Source organism: Rhodococcus sp. DT1, assembly GCF_049844875.1.
Taxonomy (GTDB): Bacteria; Actinomycetota; Actinomycetes; order Mycobacteriales; family Mycobacteriaceae; genus Rhodococcus.
Map to the genome: position 1 here is coordinate 366,774 of NZ_JBNCLW010000001.1, position 21,458 is coordinate 388,231.

The following is a 21,458-nucleotide window of genomic DNA, read 5'->3' on the forward strand; positions in this document are numbered from 1 at the left end:
GATCACGCGCTTCCGCGCCGGTCGGCACGGAATCATGCGTTACCGGACGATCCTGTCGGACCGTTCTCCGGTATGAAAACCATCTTGCCGGAAACCTTTCAAAAGGTAAAGGTGATGGGTGGCACTAGACTGATAGGCGTGTCCGATCAGAGTTATCAACCCACCCTGTCGCAGCTGCGTGCCTTCGTGGCAGTCGCGAAGTATCGCCATTTCGGTACTGCGGCTACGAGATTGAATGTGAGCCAGCCCACTCTTTCTCAGGCGTTGGCGGCTCTCGAGAACGGTCTCGGGGTCCACCTGATCGAGCGCAGTACCCGTCGCGTGCTGGTGACTCCGGCGGGCGCACGACTGTTGCCGCAGGCGCAGGTGATCCTCGACGCGGCCGACGGTTTCGTCGCCGCGGCCGCCGGCGCCTCCGACGGATTGTCCGGCCCGCTCCGTCTGGGGTTCATACCCACGGTGGCCCCCTACGTGCTGCCGGAGCTGCTTCCCGCGCTCGGTGTGACGATGCCCAACCTCGTGCTCCACGTCGTCGAGGACCAGACCGCGCGGCTGCTCGGAGCGCTGCGGGCGGGGACACTCGACGCTGCGGTGGTGGCGCTGCCCTCCGACATCTCCGGGGTGGTCGAAATGCCGCTGTATTCCGAGGACTTCGTGCTCGTCGTGCCCAAGGGGCACGAGTTGGCGGGTCGTACGGACGTGCCGCTCTCCGCTCTCGACAACGCCCCCTTGCTGCTGCTCGACGAGGGGCACTGTCTGCGTGACCAGACACTCGATCTGTGCCGGTCCGTCGACGCCCGGCCGGTGGCCGGCGACACCCGCGCGACATCCCTCGCGACCGTCGTGCGGTGCGTCGCGGGGGGACTGGGGATCACGCTCGTTCCCGCGTCGTCGATTCCGGTCGAGACGGCGCGCGGAGATCTTGCGATGGCATACTTCGCATCTCCCGCGCCGAGCCGCACCGTCGGGCTGGTCGTCCGGTCGTCCACCGCCCGCGCGGCCGACTACCGGGCGCTGGCCGATCTCATCAGGATGCAACTGCCTCCGCAGGTCCGTCCCATCGCCTGAGTGCGCGTCAGCCGCGTCCCTTGCGGGGCCGGCCCGAACCCTTGGGCCGGGTGGCTTTGCCGCCTCGTGCCTTGGGCTTCTTGTCGCCGACGACGCGCCGCGGCTGGGATCCTTGTCGTTCCCCGCGCCGAGGACCCTTGCGGTCCTTGGTGTTCTCCGCGGGGGTTTCCGAATCCTGTTGCCGTCCCCGGGAACTGTTGGCGGTGCGGCCGCGGACGATACCGACGAACGTGTCGACGAGATCGGTGGTGTTCTCGGTCATCCACACGAGCCCGACCTGCGATGCGGGCGCATCGGTGACGGGCCGGTAGGTGAGGTCCTTGCGATGGTGGAGGCGGGCGAGCGACTGAGGAGTGACGAGCACACCGACCTCGGAGGCCACGTGGGAGATCGCGGTCTCCGTGTCGGCGGGTCGCTCGAACGCCTCTTCGCCGGGGAAGGTGGCCCAGTCCAGCACGTCGTCGAGCGGGTGCAGCACCGTTTCGTCGGCGAGATCGGCGACGGAGATGGAGTCGACCGCGGCGATCGCATGTTCTTTCGGAACGACCACCACGGAGGCCTCGGTGTAGAGGTTGATCACCGACAGTCCGTCCCGCTCGAGGGGCAGGCGTAGCAGAGCGATGTCCGCGGTTCCGTCCCGCAGGGGGGCTGCGCCCGCCGTCGGTTCCACGGGGACGAGTTCGATCGGGACGTCCGGCATACGTTCGATCCACACCCGGACCCACTTGGTGGGGGTGACCCCGGGGACATAGGCCAGCCGGAACGCCTGCGCGGACTCTTCGTTCACCTGGTCAGGTTACCGGTACGGCGCGTGCCCGAACCGCGTCAGCCCTCTGCCACCTCGAACTCGTCGAACACCACCTCGCCTGCCGCATCCGACTCCGCGAGGTTGACCTCGGCGAGCAGTGCCCATCCGTGGTCGCCCTGAGGATCGTGCAGCGTTTGGCGGACCCGCCACACGTCGGTGTCCATCTCCACCGAGAAGAGTTGCGGCCCACGAGCGTCGGGGCCGGTACCGATCTCGGAGTACTCCTCGAAGTACAACTCGAGGAGGTCTTCCCAGTCCTCCGCATCCAGACCGTCACCGAGCTGGGCGAGGTCGTACCAACGGCGGCGCGCCGCGAGTTCCACGCGCTTGAACATCGCATTGCGGACCATGACCTTGAAGGCACGCGTGTTCGCGGACAGCGGCCGCGGAACATCGGCCCCGAACGCGACCTGCTGGTCGTCCGATTCGACACCCGGGTTCGTCAGCGATTCCCATTCGTCGAGCAGGGACGAATCGACCTGCCGGATGAGCTCACCGAGCCACTCGATGATGTCCTCGAGTTCCTCGGTGCGCGCCACGTCCGGCACCGTCTGGCGCAGCGCGCGGTAGGCGTCGGCGAGGTACCGCAGCACGAGCCCTTCCGATCGCGCGAGACCGTAGTGGCTCACCAATTCGGAGAAGGTCATCGCGCGCTCGATCATGTCGCGTACCACCGATTTCGGGGACAACGGCGTCTCCGACACCCAGGGATGGCCCCCGCGATAGGTCTCGAACGCCGGATCGAGCAGCTCGGCGAGCGGCTTCGGCCAGGTGACCTCCTCCAGCAATTCCATGCGCTCGTCGTACTCGATACCGTCGGCCTTCATCTGGGCCACGGCTTCCCCGCGTGCCGCGTGTTGCTGCGCCATGAGGATCTGCCGGGGATCGTCGAGCGTCGATTCGATCACCGAGACGACATCGAGGGCGTAGCCGGGAGCATCGATGTCGAGCAGTTCGATCGCGGCCAGTGCGAAAGGCGACAACGGCTGGTTCAGCGCGAAATCGCGCTGGAGATCGACCGTCAACCGGGCCCTGCGGCCGTATTCGTCGGGTTCGTCGAGTTGCTGGACCACACCGGCCTGGAGCAGACCCCGGTAGAGGGAGATCGCCTTGAGGATGTGCTTGCGCTGCGCGGGCCGGGGTTCGTGATTGTCCTCGAGCAGATGCCGCATGGCGTCGAAACAGTTGCCGGGCCGCGCGATCACGTTGAGCAGCATCGAGTTGCTCACGGCGAACCGCGACTGCATCGGTTCCGGCGACGCGACGATGAGCTTGTCGAACGTGCCCTCACCCCAGGAGACGAACCCCTCCGGCGCCTTCTTCCGCTGCACCTTGCGGCGCTTCTTCGGGTCCTCGCCCGCCTTCGCGAGGGCCCGGACGTTCTCGATCTCGTGCTCGGGCGCCTGCACGACGACCGTGCCCATGGTGTCGTACCCGGCCCGGCCGGCGCGGCCCGCGATCTGGTGGAATTCACGCGCCTTGAGCTGCCGCGTGCGGGTGCCGTCGTACTTGGTCAGTCCGGTGAGCAGCACCGTGCGGATCGGAACGTTGATTCCGACACCCAGCGTGTCGGTGCCGCAGATCACCTTCAAAAGACCGTCCTGCGCGAGCTTTTCGATCAATCTCCGGTACTTGGGCAGCATTCCCGCGTGGTGGACGCCGATGCCGTGCCGCACGAGCCGGGACAGGGTCTTGCCGAATCCCGTCGAGAACCGGAATTCGCCGAGTGCGGCCGCGATCGCCTCCTTCTCGGCTTTCGTGCACATGTTGACACTGGTCAGTGCCTGGGCACGCTCGAGCGCGGCGGCCTGGGTGAAGTGGACGACGTACACCGGTGCCTGGTGAGTGGTGACCAGCTCTTCGATCGCTTCACCGATGGGGGCCTGCGAATACGAGAAGGTCAGGGGCACCGGTCGCTCGGTCCCCGAGACCTCGACGGTCGGACGCCCGGTGCGACGAGTGAGGTCCTTCTGGAGGAACGACACGTCCCCGAGCGTCGCGGACATGAGCAGGAACTGCGCGTGGGGCAGTTCGATGAGGGGCACCTGCCAGGCCCATCCGCGGTCGGGGTCGGAGTAGAAATGGAACTCGTCCATGACCACCTGGCCGATGTCCGAGTCCGGGCCTTCGCGCAGTGCGAGGTTGGCGACGATCTCCGCGGTCGCGCAGATGATCGGGGCGGTCGGGTTGACCGAGGCGTCGCCGGTCATCATCCCGACCCGGTCGGCTCCGAAGACCTCGCACAATGCGAAGAACTTCTCGCTGACGAGCGCCTTGATCGGTGCGGTGTAGAACGTGCGCTTGCCGGCCGCGAGGGCGAAGAAATGGGCTCCGATCGCCACCATCGATTTGCCCGACCCCGTGGGCGTCGCGAGGATCACGTGCGAACCGCCCACGAGTTCCATCAGCGCTTCCTCCTGCGCCGGGTAGAGCGACAGTCCCCGATCCGTCGTCCAGGAGGTGAAGGCGTCGAAGAGGGTGTCGTCGTCGACGGGGTCGGGTATCAGATCGGGAAGCAGCACTGCTCCAGGCTAGTCGCCCGGTGGCGAGGGCCTTTCCGCGCTGCTGTTCCGTCGCGGCAGCGGACCGCGAGGCCCTGCTACGTGGCGCTGCGCTCGTCGGACTCCATCACGTCGAGCACGGCCATGCGGGTGGCCGGGCCGCCGGTGATGCGCGATTCGCTCACCCCGGAGACCAGGAGCTTCCGCCAGCTCTCCTCGTCGAACTGCAGGGGAGCGGTGTTGTCGAGGAAGTTCTCCACGACCCGGAGGAAACGCAGGGGATCGTCCCGGAACGGGAAGTGGCCGGCGCCGCGGAACACTTCGAGCCGGGAACCGGGCATCGCGGAATGCGCGAGGTAAGCGTGCCCCACCGGAATGACGCTGTCGCGGTCGCCCCAGATCAGCTGCACCGGCAGATCCTCGGTGAGGTAACTGCGGTCGAGCATGGTCACCACCTGGCCACGCCAGTCGACAACCGCCCGCAGGGTCCGCAGATAGGCCTGGCACGCCGTCGGATCCGGAAGTTCGCCGAGGATACGTACCAGGTCGGAGGCGTCGTGCAGGAGTGCGCCGGGCTTGAGCGGCGACTTGTTGAGCTGGCCCAGCGCGGAGCCGGCGAGCCTCATCGCGGGCATCGCACCCGGTATGCGCAGGAGCTTGAGCACCTCGCTGACGACGGGTACCGACACCATGCGCAGGACAGGGTGGACGTCCTTGGTGACGCCGCCCGACGACACGAGCACGAGTCGCTCGACCCTGCCCGGGAACTGGTACGCGAACTGCATCGCGACTCCGCCGCCGAGGGAGTGGCCGACGACCGTAACCTTGTCGATCCCGAGCACCGACAGCAGGTCACGCATGCCGTTGGCATACGCGGCGACGGAGTAGTCGGCTCGCGGCTTGTCCGATCGGCCGTGGCCGAGCAGATCGGGGGCGATCACGGTGTACTTCTCGGCGAGGTGCGGAATTACGTCCGTCCACGTCGACGAGTTGTCACCGATACCGTGGATGAGCAGCAGCGCAGGCCCGCTGCCGGCCATCCGGAACGCGCGCCGGTAGCCGTGGATCGTGCGGAAGACCATGCGCGGTTCCTTGTCGGGAACCGGGCGGAGCTTCCTCGGACGCGCTGTGGTCATCACCGTCTCCTGCCGACGTGGGGAGGCACCTACGTACGGCCGGTTTCTCGACCTGACGGTAATCGCCGCCCGGAGTCACTCTTGCATGCCGCGAGAGCGTACCGAGTGTATGTGACGCGATGGGCGACGATCGTAACGGTCATGAAACGTCCCACTGTGGACCCGCCGCGTCGTGACGCGCCCCGTTCCGCTCAGAGCGACTGATCGGTATCGTCGTCGCCGCGCTGGTCGTATTCCGCGAGGAAGCGCTCGAATTCCGCCCCGAGTTCCTCGCCTGTCGGCAGATTCTCGTCGGTCGGCAGGGGAGAGGTCTGCTGTTCCTGCGCGGCCACGTAGCTGTCGTACTGCCGTTCGAGGGCCTGCACCACCGCCTGTACTTCCTCGTTGCCCTCGATGTGCTCGTCGATCTGCTCACGGACCCGTGCCGCGGCCTCGTCGAGTGCCTGCAGCGGAATGTCGAGATCGCCGATCTCCGCCACGTGGGTGAGAAGCGTCTCGGCGGCCGCCGGGTAGTCGGTCTGTGCCAGGTAGTGCGGCACGTGCACGGAGAATCCCACCGACTCGTGTCCGTGCTGCGCCATGCGGAGCTCGAGCAGTGACGACGCCCCCGCCGGAATCTGTAACTCACCGGACCAGCGGTGGTGGCCGGCGATGAGGTCCTTGTTCGTGGAGTGGGCGGTAACCGAGAGCGGCCTGGTGTGCGGTGTCGCCATCGGGATGGAGTTGAGGCCGATCGTGCGCCGCACGCCGAACTGCTCGGCGAGCAGGCGCACCGCGGTGATGAACCGCTCCCATTTGAGATCCGGTTCGCTACCCGCAAGCAGCAGGAACGGTGTTCCCGCATTGTCGATGAGGGCGTACAGGTTCAGCTCGGGGGCCGCATAGTCGGAGAAATGGTCCGACTTGAAGGTCATCAGCGGTCGCCGGGAGCGGTAGTCGATGAGGTCGTCGACCGCGAACGACGCCACGAGTTCGGTCTCGAGCGTCTCCCTCAGATGCGTGGTGGCGAGCCGGACCGAATGTCCGGCGTCCGCGAACCCTTCGAGGCCGTGAACGAGAACCGGACCCTGCCCGTCGGTGGTCATGAGTTGTGGAGCCGGGAACTCCAGCTCGTACATCCGGGACTGCTCGTCCATTGGGGAACCACTCCGATCACACTGCGCCGTCGTAGCCTTCCCGCCGGTGCAGCACCGGCGTGGCATGGTGGTGTCCGAGTCTAATTGAAGCGGCGGTGGCGATTTCCCGGGTCCGGGCCCCGCTGGACTCTGGACGACGGAGGTTCAGGTGGCGAAGTGCGACGCTCCACGGTGCAGGACCGCCGACGACCCTCGCCCGCCCCGCCCGGCCGCGCGCCGCACGATCACGGCAGCGATACTCCTCACCGGCGCATCAGTCCTGGTCGCAGCGTGCACGACCAGCATTTCCGGTGTCGCACGCCCCGAGGCCACGCCGCACACCGGCAGCCCGTCGGCCACCGCGGCGCCGCCACCCGGCGCCGCTCCCGGTAGCGGAAGCACCCCAGCCGAATTGCTCTTGCCGGTCGACCGCTTCCCGGAGCCGTACAGTGCCGTGGTCCTGCCCCCGCAGGCGGTGGCGCAGGCGGCGCCGGACCTCACCGGGATCCCACCGGGTGCCCGCGTGAACCCAGGCGGCTGCCTGCCGCCGCCGCAGGACTACGGGCCGGGAGGGACGGCGATGGCCGTCGGCACCGACACCGGCGGTCGCGCCACGCTCAGCGTCGAAGTGACGACCCCGGCGGAGCCCCTCGCGGACTACCGTCGCCACCTGGTCGAGTGCGCGCGGGTCGAGGCCACCCACCGGGGCGTCACCGCGACCGTCACCACGGCGCTCGAACCCGACCCGCCGGTGCTCGTCCCGGGCTCGGAGACACTGGCGTTGTCCCGGACGGTCACCTCGGGGGAAGGCCCGGACGCTCTCGCTCAGTCGATACTCACGCATACCGCCCAACTCGGGGACGTGCGCGTGCTGGTGACGTACATGTCGTTCGAATCGGGCGCCGCGGACGCCGAGAACGTCGATCGGGTCTACGCGGACGCGGTGCGGTACGCGCTCGAAGCCCGGCCACGGTAGACGCGGGTACCCACGCGCCGGCCACGTGCGTCCGCGGCGGCACCGGCACGCCGCGCGGTTGTCCACAGAGCGCGGGTCGATCCCCAGAGCGCACCGATGGAGCCCCGGAGGCACCGGACCTGTCCTCGGGCCGGGAGACCGTTCGGGCATGACCACACCCACCTCGTCCTCACGCCCGCTCCGCCTCACCGATATCGGAGACCTGATCGCAGCGGTGCCCGCGCTGCTCGGGTTCCGTCCCGCGCGCTCCCTCGTCGTTCTCAGCCTCTCGCCCGTGACAACCCGGCCGGGTGAGACGGGGGCCGCCACGATCGGAGCGGTGATGCGGCACGACCTGTTACTCGACGGACCCCGAGACGGGACGCAGGACCCGATGCGCGAGGCGTTCCGCCGGTTCCGTGCCGTGTGCGCACGTGAGGAAGCCGACTCGGTGATCGCGATCCTCGTCGACGACAGGCTTCAGGACCCTCACGGACCTGCCGCCGGCCGTGCTCACGCCCTCCTCGAGGAGTTCGCCGCCTATCTCGCGACCGCCGACATCGTGCTCGGCGGTGCGCTCGCGGTCCCCGCCATCGATGCCGGCGCAACGTGGTTCGTTCCCGGTCGCGACGATTCCGGGACGGTGCCCGACCCCGACGCCTCCGTCGTGGCGGCCACCCGGGTGTTCGACGGCAACCCCATCCGGCGAACTCGCAGCGAACTCACCACACTCCTCGAGCCCTACCCGGCGAGTTTCCGCGCCGACGTCGCGAGCAGGCTCGACGCGGCCGTCGACGCCCGCGACCTCGCGTACGAGCGTGCCGAACGGAGCGGAGGATCCGCCGCCGCCGACCGGGCCGAACTGGAAACCCTCCTGGCCCTGGTCCTCCCGGGCCGCGACGGGGAACATCTGCTGCCGGGGGAATGCGCCGAACTGGCTGTGATCCTTGCGAACCGGACCGTCCGGGACGCCGCGCTGGCCCTCGCAACAGGACCGTGGGCGGGCGCCGCCGAACGCCTCTGGGTGGATCTGGTACGCGCCCTGCCCGACCCCGAACGCGCCGATGCGGCCGCACTGGTGGCGTTCGGAGCGTACGTGCGCGGCGACGGGCCGTTCGCCGGCGTCGCTCTCGGGGTCGCGCTGGAATCCGATCCGCGACACCGGCTTTCCGATCTACTCGATCAGGCGTTGCAGGCAGGGTTGCGTCCTGACGCGATCAGGAGCCTCGCAGCGACCGGATACGAGATCGCCGCGAGACTGGGTGTCGCACTACCGCAGGACGGACCTGCCCGGTGACTCAGCCGCGACGTGCGGCGTGCGAGCGATCGCCGAGGCTCTTGGTGAACTCCCAGGCGTCCGAGACGATCTCGTCGATATCGGTGTGTTTCGGAGCCCATCCGAGTTCGTTCATCGCCCGAGCACTCGACGCGATCAGCACCGCGGGATCGCCGGCCCGGCGGGGGGCGTCGACCGACGCGATCGGCAGTCCCGTGACGCGTTCGCACGCAGCGATCACTTCTCGGACACTGAAACCTTCACCGCTGCCGAGGTTGTAGATGCGGTGGCGACCCGGTTCCGACCGCGTGAGCGCCAGGACATGCGCGTCGGCGAGATCCTTGACATGGATGTAGTCGCGCACCGCGGTCCCGTCCTTGGTGGGCCAGTCGGTGCCGAACACGGAGATGTGGTCTCGCTGCCCGAGCGCCACCTGCAACACCAGGGGAATCAGGTGGGTCTCCACCGTCCGGTTCTCACCTGCACCGCCGTACGCCCCGGCGACGTTGAAGTACCGCAGGCTCGTCGCCGCCAGACCGTGCGCGTGGGAGTACGACGAAATCGCATGATCGATGGCCAGCTTGGACGCGCCGTACGGATTGGTGGGTCTCGTCGGTGCGTCCTCGACGATCGGTACCTCGTCGGGCTCACCGTAAGTCGCCGCCGTCGACGAGAACACCAGACGGGGAGTGCGCGATCGCCGGATCGCCTCGAGCAGCGTCAAGGTTGTGACGACGTTGCCCTGCCAATACTTTTCCGGGTGTTCGACGGATTCGCCGACGAGCGACTGCGCGCCGAAGTGCAGCACGCCGTCGAAGCGGGGGCCGTCGTCACCGGAGCCGAGGACCTCGGTCGCGACCGTCGCGATGTCGCCTTCGACGAATTCGGCACCGGTGGGGACCGCGTCGGCGTTGCCTGTGGACAGGTCGTCGACGACAATCACCTCGTGGCCTTGTTCGAGCAGCACTGTGCTGCACACGCTGCCCACATACCCGGCACCGCCGGTCACCAGAAGTCTCACGCTGTGGATCCCCTCTTCACAGGCCCGCCGCGGGCCTGTGAAGAGGTCTGCATCAAACCTGTTTCACCTGCACGGCGTGGGCCATCTCGTCGGAAAGCTCGAAGCTGTTGTGCCCGGCCACGGTGATGGTCACCGAGCCCGGGCGCGTCTCGACTGTAACGCGCGCGTCCGGGACGACTCCGGCCTCACGCAGGCGCGCGATGACATCGGGGTCGGACTGCACGTATTCGGCGAGCCGACGCACCACGACCGCGGTCGGTTTACCGGCGGGAATCTCCGTCAGCCGAACCAGCTTCTCGTCGGGAGCAGCATCCTTGTCCAAGCCCAGCTGTGCCAGGCCGGGGATCGGGTTTCCGTACGGGGACGTCGTCGGGTTGTTGAGCACCTCGACCAGTCGCCGCTCGACCTCCTCGCTCATCACGTGCTCCCAACGGCACGCCTCGGCATGCACGTTCTCCCAGTCGAGGCCGATCACGTCGACGAGGAGTCGCTCCGCGAGACGGTGCTTGCGCATGACCGACACCGCGAGGTCGCGGCCTTTCTCGGTCAGTTGCAGATGGCGGTCGCCGGCGACGCGCAACAGGCCGTCCCGCTCCATGCGGGCGACCGTCTGGCTGACGGTGGGTCCACTCTGCTCGAGGCGTTCGGCGATGCGCGCACGCAACGGCACGACGCCTTCCTCTTCCAGATCGTAGATCGTCCGGAGATACATCTCCGTGGTATCGACCAGGTCCTTCACTCTCACACCCCTTCGTCTGCGCCGATTCTAACCGTGCGAATAGGGCGGTGGGGGCGCCCTTGGTTGCTCGCGCGTCCCATCCCGGACCAGTAGCGTCTGTGTTCATGACCACTAGCTCCACCGCCGAGGGCGGTACGACACAATTGGGCGGCGATCGAGTGGTGGTGTGGAGCCCCGAATACCTCGACTACCGGTGGGGCCCGACACACCCGATGAACCCCACGCGGCTCGATCTCACCATGGCGCTGTCGAAGAGTATCGGTCTGCTCGAGGGTGTCGAGACGGTCCATCCGTCTCCCGCGGACGATGTGGACCTGCTGCGCATCCACACCCCGGCCTACCTCGATGCCGTCAAACGGGCCGGCGCGGTCGCCCCCGGTACCGCTGCCGTCGCCGACGCCCCGCACGGCCTGGGTACCGAGGACAATCCGATCTTCCCCCGCATGCACGAGGCGAGTGCCACCCTCGCCGGCGGCACACTCGCCGCCGCCCGGGAGATCGCCTCGGGCCGGACCCGGCGCGCGGTGAGCATCGGCGGGGGAATGCACCACGCGATGGCCGACTGGGCCGCCGGATTCTGCGTCTACAACGACGCCGCGATCGCGATCTCCTGGCTTCTCGACAACGGTTACGACCGCATTGCCTACGTGGACGTCGACGCGCATCACGGTGACGGAGTCCAGCACGCCTTTCTCGGCGACCCGCGGGTGCTCACCATCTCTCTCCACCAGCACCCCGCGACGCTGTGGCCCAACACCGGATGGTCGAGTGAGGTGGGCTCGGGTGAGGCCGAGGGGACCTCGATCAACATGCCGGTTCTGCCCGGCACTGTCGATTCCTTGTGGCTGAGGGCTTTTCACGCGGTGGTGCCCGGAGCGCTCGCTGCGTTCCGCCCGCAGATCCTCATCAGCCAGTGCGGCGCCGACAGTCACCGCGAGGACCCTCTCGCAGATCTGGCGCTGACCGTCGACGGTCAGCGGGCCTCCTATCTCGCCATGCGTGATCTCGCGGACCGGCACTGCGAAGGCCGCTGGCTCGCAGTCGGCGGCGGCGGTTACGGGTTGGTTCGCGTCGTGCCCCGGGCATGGACCCACCTCATCGCGGCGGCGCTCGACCGCGAGATCGACCCCACCACCGCCGTTCCGGAAGACTGGCGCGAACGGGTCGGCGCCCTCGCACCCGGAGTGGATCTGCCGACCGTCATGGGGGAGGACTCGGACGTGTCCTACCTTCCCTGGGACGGCCCGGGAGGTACCCCGGAAACCGGGGTGGCGTCTCTCGATCGGGCGCTCACCCGTATCGACTCGGCGATCATCGCCACACGCCGATCGGCGTTCCCGCTGCTCGGCCTGGATCCGGAGGACCCGCGTGACTGAATCCCAGCAAGTACCGGCGGACCCGGGCCTCGAGTCCGGGAAAAGCGAGGCGGAGATCGCTGCCGATGCGGCACGCGAGCGCGCGCTCAGCGTCGCCCGGGACTATCCCCGTCACTGGGTCGCCGACGTCCTGGCCTCCGATGGCGGCGTCGTGCATCTGCGGCCCATCGTCCCCGAGGACGCCGACCGCATCGTGGAGTTCCACAGCAAACTGTCGGAACGGACCCGGTACCTGCGGTACTTCGGGCCGTATCCCACGATTTCGAAGAAGGACCTGTTCCGGTTCACCGTCGTCGATCACCACACCCGTGTCGCGTTCGTGGCGCTGCTCGGCGACGAGATCATCGCGGTCGGGCGGTACGAAGGACTCCCGGACGAGGGGGACGGGTTGTCCGCCGAGGTCGCGTTCACCGTCGCCGACGCGCATCAGGGGCGCGGTCTGGGGCCGATCCTGCTCGAGCATCTCGCGGGTGCGGCAGCCGAGAACGGCCTGCACACCTTCGTCGCGGAGGTTCTCGCCGAGAACCGGCACATGATCACGGTGTTCCGCGAAGCGGGATACCAGGTCAGCCGCAGTTTCGAGGGCGGGGTGGTGCGACTCGAGTTCGCCATCGACCCCACCGAAGCGCTCGTCTCGGTGCGGAACGCCCGCGAACGCGCCGCCGAGGCGCGCAGCGTCCGCAACATCCTGGGCCCCGGCAGCGTCGCGGTGATCGGTGCGTCCACCGACAGCCGCAAGGTCGGTAATGCGGTGCTCGTGAACATGCTGCGCAGCGGGTTCACCGGACCGGTGTACCCGGTCAACGCGGAACACCGATCGGTGCGGGGGGTGCGCGCCTACCCCACGGTTCGCGACATCCCGGACGAGGTCGACCTCGCGATCGCCGCGGTGCCCGCCGAGTCCATCGACGCCGTACTCGACGACTGTCTCGCCAAAGGCGTCAAGGCGCTGCTCGTCGTCTCGTCCGGATTCGGCGAAACCGGGCCGGAGGGGCGCGACGCGGAACGGCGACTCGCCCTCGCCGCCCGCTCCCACGGCATGCGGCTGATCGGCCCGAACGCGCTCGGCGTGGCCAACAACGATCCGTCGATTCTGCTCAACGCGACCCTGGCACCGGTACTTCCGGCGCTCGGCAACGTCGGCTTCTTCTGCCAATCGGGCGCTCTGGGTATCGCCATCCTCGACGAGGCCGCGAAGACCGGGGTGGGCCTGTCGTCGTTCGTCTCCGCCGGCAACCGCGCCGACCTGTCCGGCAACGACCTGCTGCAGTACTGGGACACCGACCCGGCGACCGAGGTGGTGCTGCTGTACCTCGAGAGCTTCGGCAACCCGCGCAAATTCTCGCGGATCGCCCGCCGGGTGGCGCGCAGCAAGCCGATCGTGGCGGTCAAGAGCGGACGCCATGCCGTACCGCCGGCCCTCGCGGCACGTACCGGCGAAATGGACGACACCATGGTGCGCAGTCTGTTCGAACAGGCCGGTGTCGTGCAGGTGGAATCCATTGCGCAACTGTTCGACTCGGCTCTGCTCTTCGGGTATCAGCCGCTGCCCGCCGGACCGCGGGTTGCCGTCATCGGCAATTCCACGGCTCTCGGTGTGCTCGCGGTCGACGCCGCACGCGGTGAAGGACTCGTGGCACCGGAGTCGGTGGACCTCGGGCCGCAAGCGACCCCGGACGAGTTCGCCGAGGCCGTGGCGCACGCATTGGATTCGGCGAGCATCGATGCGGTGATCGCGGTGTTCGTGCCACCGGTCGCGGTGGACGTGCAACCGTTCGCCCAGGCACTGCGCGATGCGGTCTCCGGATCCGACAAGCCCGTGGTGACGACCTTCCTCGCCACCGAAGGCATCCCCGACGTGCTCGCCGTGCGGGACTCCGCGGGCAACCCCACCCGCGGGTCGGTGCCGTCGTACCCGGGGCCCGAGCGTGCGGCCAAGGCGCTCGCGCGGGCATGGCGTTATGCGAAGTGGCGCAGCAGGCCGCCGTCGCAGGTCGTGCGCCCGGCGGGGATCGATCCCGACCGGGCCCGCGCGCTCGTCCAGGGGTGGCTCGAGACCACTCCCGAGGGCAGGTACCTGTCCGACACGGAGGCGGCGCTGCTACTGGCGTGTTACGGCGTGCACGTCGCGGATTTCCGGGCGGTGACCACCGAGTCCGAAGCGGTCGCGGCGGCGAAGGAGATCGGTTTTCCGGTCGCCGTGAAAGCCACCGGGGCGCAGTGGCGCCATCGTCCCGACCTGAGTGGGGTACGGCTCGATCTCGTCGACGCGGAATCCGTGCGGATCGCGTACCGCGACCTTGCGGCGATGTCGGGCGAGCCGCTGCTGCACGTGCAGAAGATGGCGGTCAAAGGCATCGGATGTGCGATCCGCGTGCAGGACGATCCGTCGTTCGGCGCACTCATCTCGTTCGGCCTCGCCGGTGTCATCTCCGACCTTCTCGGCGACCGGGCGTACCGGGTGCTGCCCCTGACCGAGGACGAAGCGGCCGAACTGATCGACGCACCGAAGGCCGCACCGCTGCTCTCCGGCTACCGCAACGCGGCCCCGGTGCACAAGGCGGCGCTGGTGGATTTCGTCCAGCGGATCTCGGCTCTCGCCGACGATCTGCCCGAGGTGCGCGATCTCGTCTGTGAGCCGCTGCTCGCGTCCCCTGTGGGTGTGGAACTGACCGACGCCCACGTGCGGGTCGGCCCGGAACCGCACCCGCTCGATTTGGGGCCCCGGCGCCTGCGCTGACCGCCGATCCGCGGGGGCGCCCCACAGACAAGACGATCCCCGAGGACCCAGCCCGGTCCTCGGGGATCTTTTACCGCTGACGCGCCCGGTCAGCTGGCATATGCGCGAAGGCGATCTGCGCGTTCGCCCTCGCGAAGCTTGCTCATCACTTCGCGTTCGATCTGCCGGACCCGCTCGCGCGACAACCCGAACAGCTTGCCGATCTGGTCGAGCGTGCGGGGCTGTCCGTCGTCGAGGCCGTACCGCAGGCGGATTACCTGCTGCTCGCGCTCGTCGAGCGTGCCCAGCACGGTCCGGACGTCGCTGTGCAGCAGTCCCGCGATGACGGCGTTCTCGGCGGACGTGGCTTCGGCGTCTTCGATGAAGTCACCGAGCGGCGCCTCCTCGTCGTTGCCGACCGGCATGTCGAGGCTCACCGGGTCGCGGCTGTGGTCGAGCAGATCGGCGATCTTCTCGACCGCGATGCCCGACTCGCTCGACAGTTCCGCATCGGTAGCTTCCCGGCCGAGTTGCTGGTGCAACTCACGCTTGATCCGGGCGAGCTTGTTGACCTGCTCGACGAGGTGGACGGGCAGGCGGATCGTGCGGCTCTGGTCGGCCATGCCGCGGGTGATGGCCTGACGGATCCACCACGTGGCATAGGTCGAGAACTTGAAGCCCTTCGCGTAGTCGAACTTCTCCATCGCGCGGATCAGGCCGAGGTTGCCTTCCTGGATCAGGTCCAGCAGGGGCATACCACGTCCGGTGTACCGCTTCGCGAGCGAAACCACGAGACGCAGATTCGCCTCGAGCAGATGGCTGCGGGCGGCCTGGCCTTCGCGAACGACGATCGACAGGTCGCGCTTCTTCGCAGCAGTGAGCCGCTTCTTGGTCTCGAGCACGTGCTTGGCATACAGACCGGCCTCGATCCGCTTGGCCAGCTCCACCTCATCGGCTGCCGTCAGCAGAGCTGTCTTGCCGATCCCGTTCAGATAAACGCGGACGAGATCAGCGGCGGGGCTCTGGCTGTCGATGTCCGAATCGACGCGAGCGGTTGTTGCGGGGCGTGCCATGACGTGCCTCCTCATCGGTGGTGTCTTACAAGCTTCAACGCTCGGAAGCCCACCGATAGTTCCCGTGAGACTGTGAGCGCCACCGCACTGACCTGCGGAAACCCGCCGCCCGTCCTGAGAAGTTGCTGAGAGATCGCCCAGGCGGAACCCGCCACCGCCGCAGACGCCGGAATCAGGCCGGTTCGACCAGTCCGTGCCGGACCAGACCCTGGACGAGCGAGACGGCCTGTGCCGCCAACGCGTCCTCGTCTTCCCCGTGTGCGGCGGCAAGCAACGTCACCAGGTCCTCCAACGGCAATCCGTCGGCCCGGAATCCTGCGAGCAGCGCGGCGGCGAGGTCGTCGATCTCGTGTTGCCACCCGGGTCCGTTGCCGCGGTGCACGCGGACGACGGCTTCTTTCCAGCCCTCCGCGCCGGGAAGATAGACCCGCTCGAGAGCGGTGTCGGGCCGCAGAGTGAACCGCGCGCCGAGCACATCGTGGTTCCGGAGCCACTCGACACGCCGGAAGTAGTCGACCGCCTCGTCCCCGAGGGAATCGGTGGACCCGTGCCGCAGGTCTTCGGCGAGCACGTCCGACGGGCCGTCGGTCCGCCTCAGATAGACGAATCCGAACCCGACGCCCTCGACGCCGTTGCGTTCGAAGTGGTCGAGCCACTGCTCGGCGAGGGCTGCACCGTCGGGGTCGCGCTCGTCGGCGTCGCCGTCGCGCAGCCACGTCCCCACGTAGAGCGCGGGGTCCGCGACGTCTCGCTGGACGACCCAGGCGTCGACGCCGTGCGAAGGGAGCCAGGAGGCGACGCGGGCCCGCCAGTCCTCACCGTCGACGTGCACCCACGACGCGAGCATCGCAGCGGTTCCACCGGGGTTCAGATACCGGACCGCCTGCGAGACCATCAGCTTGCTGGCGCCGTCGAGATCCATCCCGGAGTCCCGGTAACTGTGCTCGACGTCGCCGGTGCTCACCACGAACGGCGGGTTCGCGACGATGCGATCGAATGTCCTGCCCGCGACCGGCTCGAACCACGATCCCTCGAGCAGTTCCAGGTCGATCTCGTTGAGCGCCGCGCCGGCGGCGGTGAGGGTCAGGCACCGCGGCGTGATGTCGGTTGCGGTCACCGTGTCCGCGTACTCGGCGGCGCGGATCGCCTGGACGCCACATCCGGTGCCCAGATCGAGCACCGATCCGACCCGGTCGGTGGGAGTGGCGTGGAGCAGCGACAGGGAGGCCTGCCCGACGCCGAGGACATGGTCGGGGCGGGTGACGGTGGGGCGGAGAGAGCCGTCGAGGTCCGAGAGCAACCACCGCGTGCCGGTCCCGGCGTCGAACGGGCGGAGGTCGAGGGCGGCGCGCACGCCGTCACCGTCGCGTTCGAGGAGTCCGGCCCGGATCGCGTCGGCCGGGGACAGGGGAGCGAGCGCGCGTGCCACGTCGTGCTCGGGGCAGGTGTCCTGCAAAAGGAACAGGCGCACGAGCAGGCCCAGATCACCGGCCCCGCGGGCCGCGCGGCGCGCCGGTACCGGCTCCCCGCGACCGTATGCGGCGTGCGCCTCGGGCCCGAGCAGTTCCCGCACGGCGTCGAGGTCGTAGCGGGATCGGTTCAGCGCCGTGCGCAGGGCAGGGCAGATCGACAGAAGCAGGTCGCGGTCCACCCCGGCATTCTCGCAGGGCGTCGTGCGTCAGCCGTCGATGACCCGGCGGTCGGGTGCCTCGATGGCGGGGTTCGTGTCGAAACGGCCGTCCCAGCGGCTCGGCTCGTCTTTGCTGCGCGGCGGCCGATCGTTGGCGATCAGCACGGCGACCCAGGGGAGCGGGATCGACAGGCCGATGATGGCCATCGATATCCAGGGGTTTTCGAAGACGCCGTACGCGATCGCCGCCAGGATGAGCGCGGGGATACGGAACGACATCAACGTGAGGTATTTGCGGACCCGCGCTCGGTGCTGGTCCTCGAGAGACGCCGACGCCTCCGTGATCAGAACCGGGTTATCGGGCGATCCGTGGTCGGGAGATCCACCGAAACCTGAAGTTCTTGCCATAGCCTCCACCTTCCCACGACAGGTCCCGAGATGCACACGCGCATCCTCGGCCGTCGTGCGGCATCATGGATACGTGAGCACGGATACCAAGGAACGGCCGGATACCACCCCCGACGAGACGACCGAGGACGATACTCCCAAGTTCTTCCACTACGTGAAGAAGGACAAGATCGCGGAGAGCGCGGTCATGGGAACCCACGTGGTTGCGTTGTGCGGCGAGGTTTTCCCTGTGACGCGATCGCCCAAACCCGGTTCGCCGGTGTGCCCCGAGTGCAAGAAGGTCTACGAAGGCCTCCGTAGAGGCGGCGAGTGAGCCTCGGGCTCGGTTCCGGCACCCGGGTCCAGCGGTAGTACATCGGCATCGTCGGCCGGGGGAGAACTCTCTTCCCCGGCCGCTTCTGCATGTTCGGGTGCGGTGCTGTCCGGACGGGGCCGGTCGGCTTCCGTGCCGTCCCGCTCGAGTTCCATGCACTCCCCGTCGGTGTCGGCTCGCTCGTGCCGGTCGATCGGGCACGCCTCGGGTTGCTGGTCTCCCGGGCGCAACAGATCGGAAATCCGGATCGGGCTGGCCGCGGTGAGCCGCCGCGTGAGGTTGGTGACCGGACCGAGTTCGGGTGACGGCACCTGATCGGCCTGCGCCGACAGCCACTCTTTCCACTGTTCCATCCTGGTCGCACGCGCCGGCCAGAACTCCTGAACGGTCGCGTTGAACTCGGCGCCCAGCACGATCGCGAATCCCAGGAAGAACGTGAACAGCAGGAACGCGATGGGCGCGGCCAGCGCTCCGTAGGTGTACCCGGTCGACGCGATGATCGTCAGGTACCAGCGCAGTCCCACGCTCGCGGCGATGAAGAACGCGCCGGCAACCAGCGCACCTCCGAGCAGCCGGTGCCAGGGGAGCGACTTCGGCAGGGCCACCTTGTAGAGCGTGGTGAGACCGAGGAGCAGCAGCAGTCCGACACCCGGGTAGTAGAACGTGTCGACGATGCTCGATCCGAGCGTGTACCAGGAGTCGGGCAGCAACCGGCCGATCATCGTCGGGCCCAGAGCGACGAGCGGCAGGGTGAACACCGCCAGGATGAGAAACATCACGTAGAGCAGCAGTCCGAAGATGCGCTGCCAGATCGGGTTGCGGTGGTTCTGCTGATGGTGGGCTTCCACGATCGAATCGACGAAGGTGGCAATCGCCGACGACCCCGCCCACAGCGACAGCACGAACCCGACGGACATCACGTCGGCGCGCCCGCGGTTGAGGACATCCTCGACCGTGGGCTGGATGATCTGGTCCACCACGCTGTCGCTGAACGCCGTACGGGTGAACGTGACGATCTTGGAGGTGATGATGTCCACCGTGTCGGGTCCGAACCATCCGCCCACGTAACCGAGGCTGCCGAGCAGCCCGAGCAGCAGTGGCGGCAACGACAGTGTCTGCCAGAAGGCCGCGGTTGCCGCCTTGCTGAAGATCGAGTGATTCCAGGACATCGCCAAGGTGTGGCCGATGACCTGCCCAGTCCGGCGTACCGCGTGCCGCAGGCGGCCGCGGGGCTGAGAGGTGGGGGATCGGGGTGTGTCGTTCATCTGCTTCCAGCATTCCCGACGACGTGCCGTCATGCGCGGAGCCGGGCCGGTAGGTGCAGGGAAAGTCTGCCACGATCCCGCCGGAGGTGATCGTCGGCGCGGTTCGTGACCGGGATCGGCGCGCGGAGACGTTAGGCTTCATGACGGTCGACGTCCGGTCGAGGCGCACTGCGTCGCGGCACCGGCGGAGGTCGATCAGAGCTATGCGGACAAGGAGCACGAGAAACCGGTGAGCATCGAAACCGTCGGACAAGCTACGACCTCCGCCCCGGCGGGACAGCTGCGCGCCTGGCAGCGTCGCGCCCTGACCAAGTACCTGGCGACCAAGCCTCGTGATTTCCTGGCGGTGGCGACCCCGGGCGCCGGCAAGACCACCTTCGCGCTGCGTGTCGCGTCGGAACTGCTGCGCGACCGCACCGTCGATCAGATCACGGTGGTCGCGCCCACCGAGCACCTCAAGCATCAGTGGGCGGCGGGTGGCGCGCGCGTCGGTATCGCCCTCGACTCGAATTTCTCGAACTCGACGGGCCAGACCTCGAGTGATTTCCAGGGTGTGGTCGTCACGTATGCACAGGTGGCCTCGCACCCCTTCAAACACCGGGTACGCACCGAAGCGCGCCGCACCCTCGTCATCCTCGACGAGATCCACCACGGTGGTGACGCCAAGAGCTGGGGTGAGGGCATCCGTGAGGCATTCGGTGACGCCACCCGGCGTCTCGCGCTGACCGGTACCCCGTTCCGCAGTGACGACAGCGCCATTCCGTTCGTCACGTACGAGCCGAACGGTGACGGACTGATGCAGTCCAAAGCCGACCACTCCTACGGGTACGCCGACGCCCTCGCCGACGGCGTGGTGCGGCCCGTGGTGTTCCTCGCCTATTCGGGCGAGGCGCGGTGGCGTACCAATGCGGGGGAGGAGTTCACCGCACGCCTCGGCGAGCCGCTGAGCGCCGAACAGACGGCGCGAGCGTGGCGTACCGCTCTCGATCCCGAGGGCGACTGGATCCCGGCCGTTCTGCGGGCGGCGAACACCCGCCTCGAACAGTTGCGTGCCGGGGGGATGCCCGACGCCGGTGGGCTCGTCATCGCGACGGATCAGACAGTCGCCCGCGCGTACGCCCGAGCGCTCGAGGTCATCACCGGGGAGGCGCCCGCCGTCGTCCTGTCCGACGATCCCACCGCCTCGAAGCGGATCTCGGAGTTCAGCGCCAGCACCCAGCGCTGGATGGTCGCGGTGCGAATGGTGTCGGAAGGCGTCGACGTGCCCCGTCTCGCGGTGGGGGTGTACGCGACGAGCGCGTCCACCCCGCTGTACTTCGCGCAGGCGATCGGACGGTTCGTGCGTGCACGCCGCAAAGGCGAGACCGCCAGCGTCTTCTTACCGTCCGTTCCGGTCCTCCTCGACCTCGCCAGCCAGCTCGAGGCTCAGCGCGACCACATTCTCGGCAAACCCCACCGGGTGAAGGAGGGGTTCGACGACGAGTTGCTCGCCGACGCCAATCGCCGCAAGGACGAGCCGGGGGAGGACGAGAAGGCGTTCCAGTCGCTCGGTGCCGACGCCGAACTCGATCAGGTGATCTACGACGGTTCCTCGTTCGGCACCGCCACGTTCTCCGGGAGCGACGAGGAAGCCGACTATCTGGGGTTGCCCGGCCTGCTCGACGCGGACCAGATGCGAGCCCTGCTGCGGCAACGTCAGGAACAGCAACTCGAGAAGCCGAAAGCGGTTCCCGCGCACGAACCTCCCCCTCAGGTCACGGAGCGGGTCGCGACCGCCGATTCGCTGGCGCAGTTGCGTCGTGAGCTCAATTCGCTCGTCGCGGTGGTACACCACCGGACCGGTAAGCCGCACGGGGTGATCCACGGGGATTTGCGCCGGCAGTGCGGAGGTCCGCCGACGGCGATGGCCAATGTCGAGCAGTTGCGAGATCGGATCGCGATCCTGCGGACCTGGTGACAGACGGAGAGCCGGAACAGACGGAAGCGGGGGACCCCAACAGCAGTGGTCGCCCCCCTAGGGGGGGCTGTAGGCGCCGGGGGGCGAGACACCGCCGA

The 21,458-nt window shown here is 68.2% G+C and carries 17 protein-coding genes; 7 read left to right on the plus strand and 10 right to left on the minus strand.

All coding sequences use genetic code 11. The features are described 5' to 3' along the window. The first annotated feature begins 138 nt into the window (after window positions 1–138). A complete protein-coding gene (locus ACLQ3J_RS01690; RefSeq protein ID WP_425901998.1) occupies window positions 139–1,068 on the plus strand; it encodes a hydrogen peroxide-inducible genes activator in 930 nt (309 codons plus the stop codon). Between the two features lie 7 nt (window positions 1,069–1,075). Here ACLQ3J_RS01690 and ACLQ3J_RS01695 read toward each other — a convergent pair whose 3' ends face one another. From ACLQ3J_RS01695 to ACLQ3J_RS01710, 4 genes are all read right to left on the minus strand, one after another. After that, window positions 1,076–1,855 carry a LysR family substrate-binding domain-containing protein gene (locus ACLQ3J_RS01695; protein WP_425901999.1) on the minus strand — a complete coding sequence of 260 codons (780 nt, stop codon included), beginning with the start codon at window positions 1,853–1,855 and terminating at the stop codon, window positions 1,076–1,078. A 38-nt stretch (window positions 1,856–1,893) separates the two neighbouring features. Next, entirely contained in the window at window positions 1,894–4,398 is a 2,505-nt protein-coding gene (locus ACLQ3J_RS01700; RefSeq protein WP_169620661.1) for a DEAD/DEAH box helicase, read from the minus strand. Window positions 4,399–4,475: 77 nt separating this feature from the next. Beyond that, window positions 4,476–5,513, minus strand: a complete 1,038-nt coding sequence (locus ACLQ3J_RS01705) for an alpha/beta fold hydrolase (protein ID WP_169620662.1) — start codon at window positions 5,511–5,513, stop codon at window positions 4,476–4,478. Between the two features lie 191 nt (window positions 5,514–5,704). Further along, on the minus strand, window positions 5,705–6,649 hold the full coding sequence (locus ACLQ3J_RS01710; protein ID WP_296551182.1) for a proteasome assembly chaperone family protein: 945 nt from the start codon (window positions 6,647–6,649) through the stop codon (window positions 5,705–5,707). Between the two features lie 148 nt (window positions 6,650–6,797). Between ACLQ3J_RS01710 and ACLQ3J_RS01715 the strand changes: the two genes are divergently transcribed. Together ACLQ3J_RS01715 and ACLQ3J_RS01720 are read left to right on the plus strand one after the other, a co-directional pair. Continuing rightward, a complete protein-coding gene (locus ACLQ3J_RS01715; RefSeq protein ID WP_296551181.1) occupies window positions 6,798–7,604 on the plus strand; it encodes a sensor domain-containing protein in 807 nt (268 codons plus the stop codon). Window positions 7,605–7,752: 148 nt separating this feature from the next. Then, the gene (locus tag ACLQ3J_RS01720; protein WP_296551179.1) at window positions 7,753–8,880 is read left to right on the plus strand and encodes a DUF4192 domain-containing protein; all 1,128 of its coding nucleotides are present in this window, start codon (window positions 7,753–7,755) and stop codon (window positions 8,878–8,880) included. A 1-nt stretch (window position 8,881) separates the two neighbouring features. Here the strand turns inward: ACLQ3J_RS01720 and galE are convergent, their stop codons facing one another. Both galE and ACLQ3J_RS01730 read right to left on the minus strand, forming a co-directional pair. After that, the gene (gene galE, locus ACLQ3J_RS01725) at window positions 8,882–9,880 is read right to left on the minus strand and encodes a UDP-glucose 4-epimerase GalE (RefSeq protein ID WP_425902002.1); all 999 of its coding nucleotides are present in this window, start codon (window positions 9,878–9,880) and stop codon (window positions 8,882–8,884) included. Window positions 9,881–9,932: 52 nt separating this feature from the next. After that, window positions 9,933–10,619, minus strand: coding sequence for a metal-dependent transcriptional regulator (locus ACLQ3J_RS01730; protein ID WP_169620666.1), 687 nt, complete (start codon window positions 10,617–10,619; stop codon window positions 9,933–9,935). A 104-nt stretch (window positions 10,620–10,723) separates the two neighbouring features. Here ACLQ3J_RS01730 and ACLQ3J_RS01735 point away from each other — a divergent pair, with 104 nt between their 5' ends. Both ACLQ3J_RS01735 and ACLQ3J_RS01740 read left to right on the plus strand, forming a co-directional pair. Next, window positions 10,724–11,995 carry an acetoin utilization protein AcuC gene (locus ACLQ3J_RS01735; protein ID WP_422424276.1) on the plus strand — a complete coding sequence of 424 codons (1,272 nt, stop codon included), beginning with the start codon at window positions 10,724–10,726 and terminating at the stop codon, window positions 11,993–11,995. A 55-nt stretch (window positions 11,996–12,050) separates the two neighbouring features. Further along, entirely contained in the window at window positions 12,051–14,735 is a 2,685-nt protein-coding gene (locus tag ACLQ3J_RS01740) for a GNAT family N-acetyltransferase (protein ID WP_422424280.1), read from the plus strand. Window positions 14,736–14,824: 89 nt separating this feature from the next. Here the strand turns inward: ACLQ3J_RS01740 and ACLQ3J_RS01745 are convergent, their stop codons facing one another. From ACLQ3J_RS01745 to ACLQ3J_RS01755, 3 genes are all read right to left on the minus strand, one after another. Further along, complete coding sequence (locus ACLQ3J_RS01745; protein ID WP_169620668.1) at window positions 14,825–15,787, minus strand: sigma-70 family RNA polymerase sigma factor; 963 nt, start codon at window positions 15,785–15,787, stop codon at window positions 14,825–14,827. Window positions 15,788–15,959: 172 nt separating this feature from the next. Continuing rightward, window positions 15,960–17,438, minus strand: a complete 1,479-nt coding sequence (locus ACLQ3J_RS01750) for a DUF7059 domain-containing protein (RefSeq protein ID WP_422424278.1) — start codon at window positions 17,436–17,438, stop codon at window positions 15,960–15,962. 27 nt (window positions 17,439–17,465) lie between these two features. Next, complete coding sequence (locus tag ACLQ3J_RS01755; protein WP_169620670.1) at window positions 17,466–17,825, minus strand: DUF3099 domain-containing protein; 360 nt, start codon at window positions 17,823–17,825, stop codon at window positions 17,466–17,468. A gap of 73 nt (window positions 17,826–17,898) precedes the next feature. On the opposite strand from ACLQ3J_RS01755, the gene ACLQ3J_RS01760 reads away from it, so the two are divergent. Continuing rightward, entirely contained in the window at window positions 17,899–18,138 is a 240-nt protein-coding gene (locus ACLQ3J_RS01760) for a DUF3039 domain-containing protein (RefSeq protein WP_169620671.1), read from the plus strand. On the opposite strand, the gene ACLQ3J_RS01765 is transcribed toward ACLQ3J_RS01760, so the two are convergent. After that, a complete protein-coding gene (locus tag ACLQ3J_RS01765) occupies window positions 18,108–19,403 on the minus strand; it encodes a YihY/virulence factor BrkB family protein (protein ID WP_425902004.1) in 1,296 nt (431 codons plus the stop codon). The genes ACLQ3J_RS01760 and ACLQ3J_RS01765 overlap by 31 nt on opposite strands. A 229-nt stretch (window positions 19,404–19,632) precedes the next feature. Between ACLQ3J_RS01765 and ACLQ3J_RS01770 the strand changes: the two genes are divergently transcribed. Continuing rightward, window positions 19,633–21,360, plus strand: a complete 1,728-nt coding sequence (locus ACLQ3J_RS01770; RefSeq protein ID WP_425902006.1) for a DEAD/DEAH box helicase — start codon at window positions 19,633–19,635, stop codon at window positions 21,358–21,360. Window positions 21,361–21,458: the final 98 nt, after the last annotated feature.

Bases quoted from the DNA above. Each gene is read 5' to 3' on its own strand.
- ACLQ3J_RS01710 (WP_296551182.1), bottom strand. From the start codon at position 6,649: ATGGACGAGCAGTCCCGGATGTACGAGCTGGAGTTCCCGGCTCCACAA.
- ACLQ3J_RS01705 (WP_169620662.1), bottom strand. From the start codon at position 5,513: ATGACCACAGCGCGTCCGAGGAAGCTCCGCCCGGTTCCCGACAAGGAA.
- ACLQ3J_RS01720 (WP_296551179.1), top strand. From the start codon at position 7,753: ATGACCACACCCACCTCGTCCTCACGCCCGCTCCGCCTCACCGATATC.
- ACLQ3J_RS01745 (WP_169620668.1), bottom strand. From the start codon at position 15,787: ATGGCACGCCCCGCAACAACCGCTCGCGTCGATTCGGACATCGACAGC.
- ACLQ3J_RS01755 (WP_169620670.1), bottom strand. From the start codon at position 17,825: ATGGCAAGAACTTCAGGTTTCGGTGGATCTCCCGACCACGGATCGCCC.
- ACLQ3J_RS01765 (WP_425902004.1), bottom strand. From the start codon at position 19,403: ATGAACGACACACCCCGATCCCCCACCTCTCAGCCCCGCGGCCGCCTG.
- ACLQ3J_RS01735 (WP_422424276.1), top strand. From the start codon at position 10,724: ATGACCACTAGCTCCACCGCCGAGGGCGGTACGACACAATTGGGCGGC.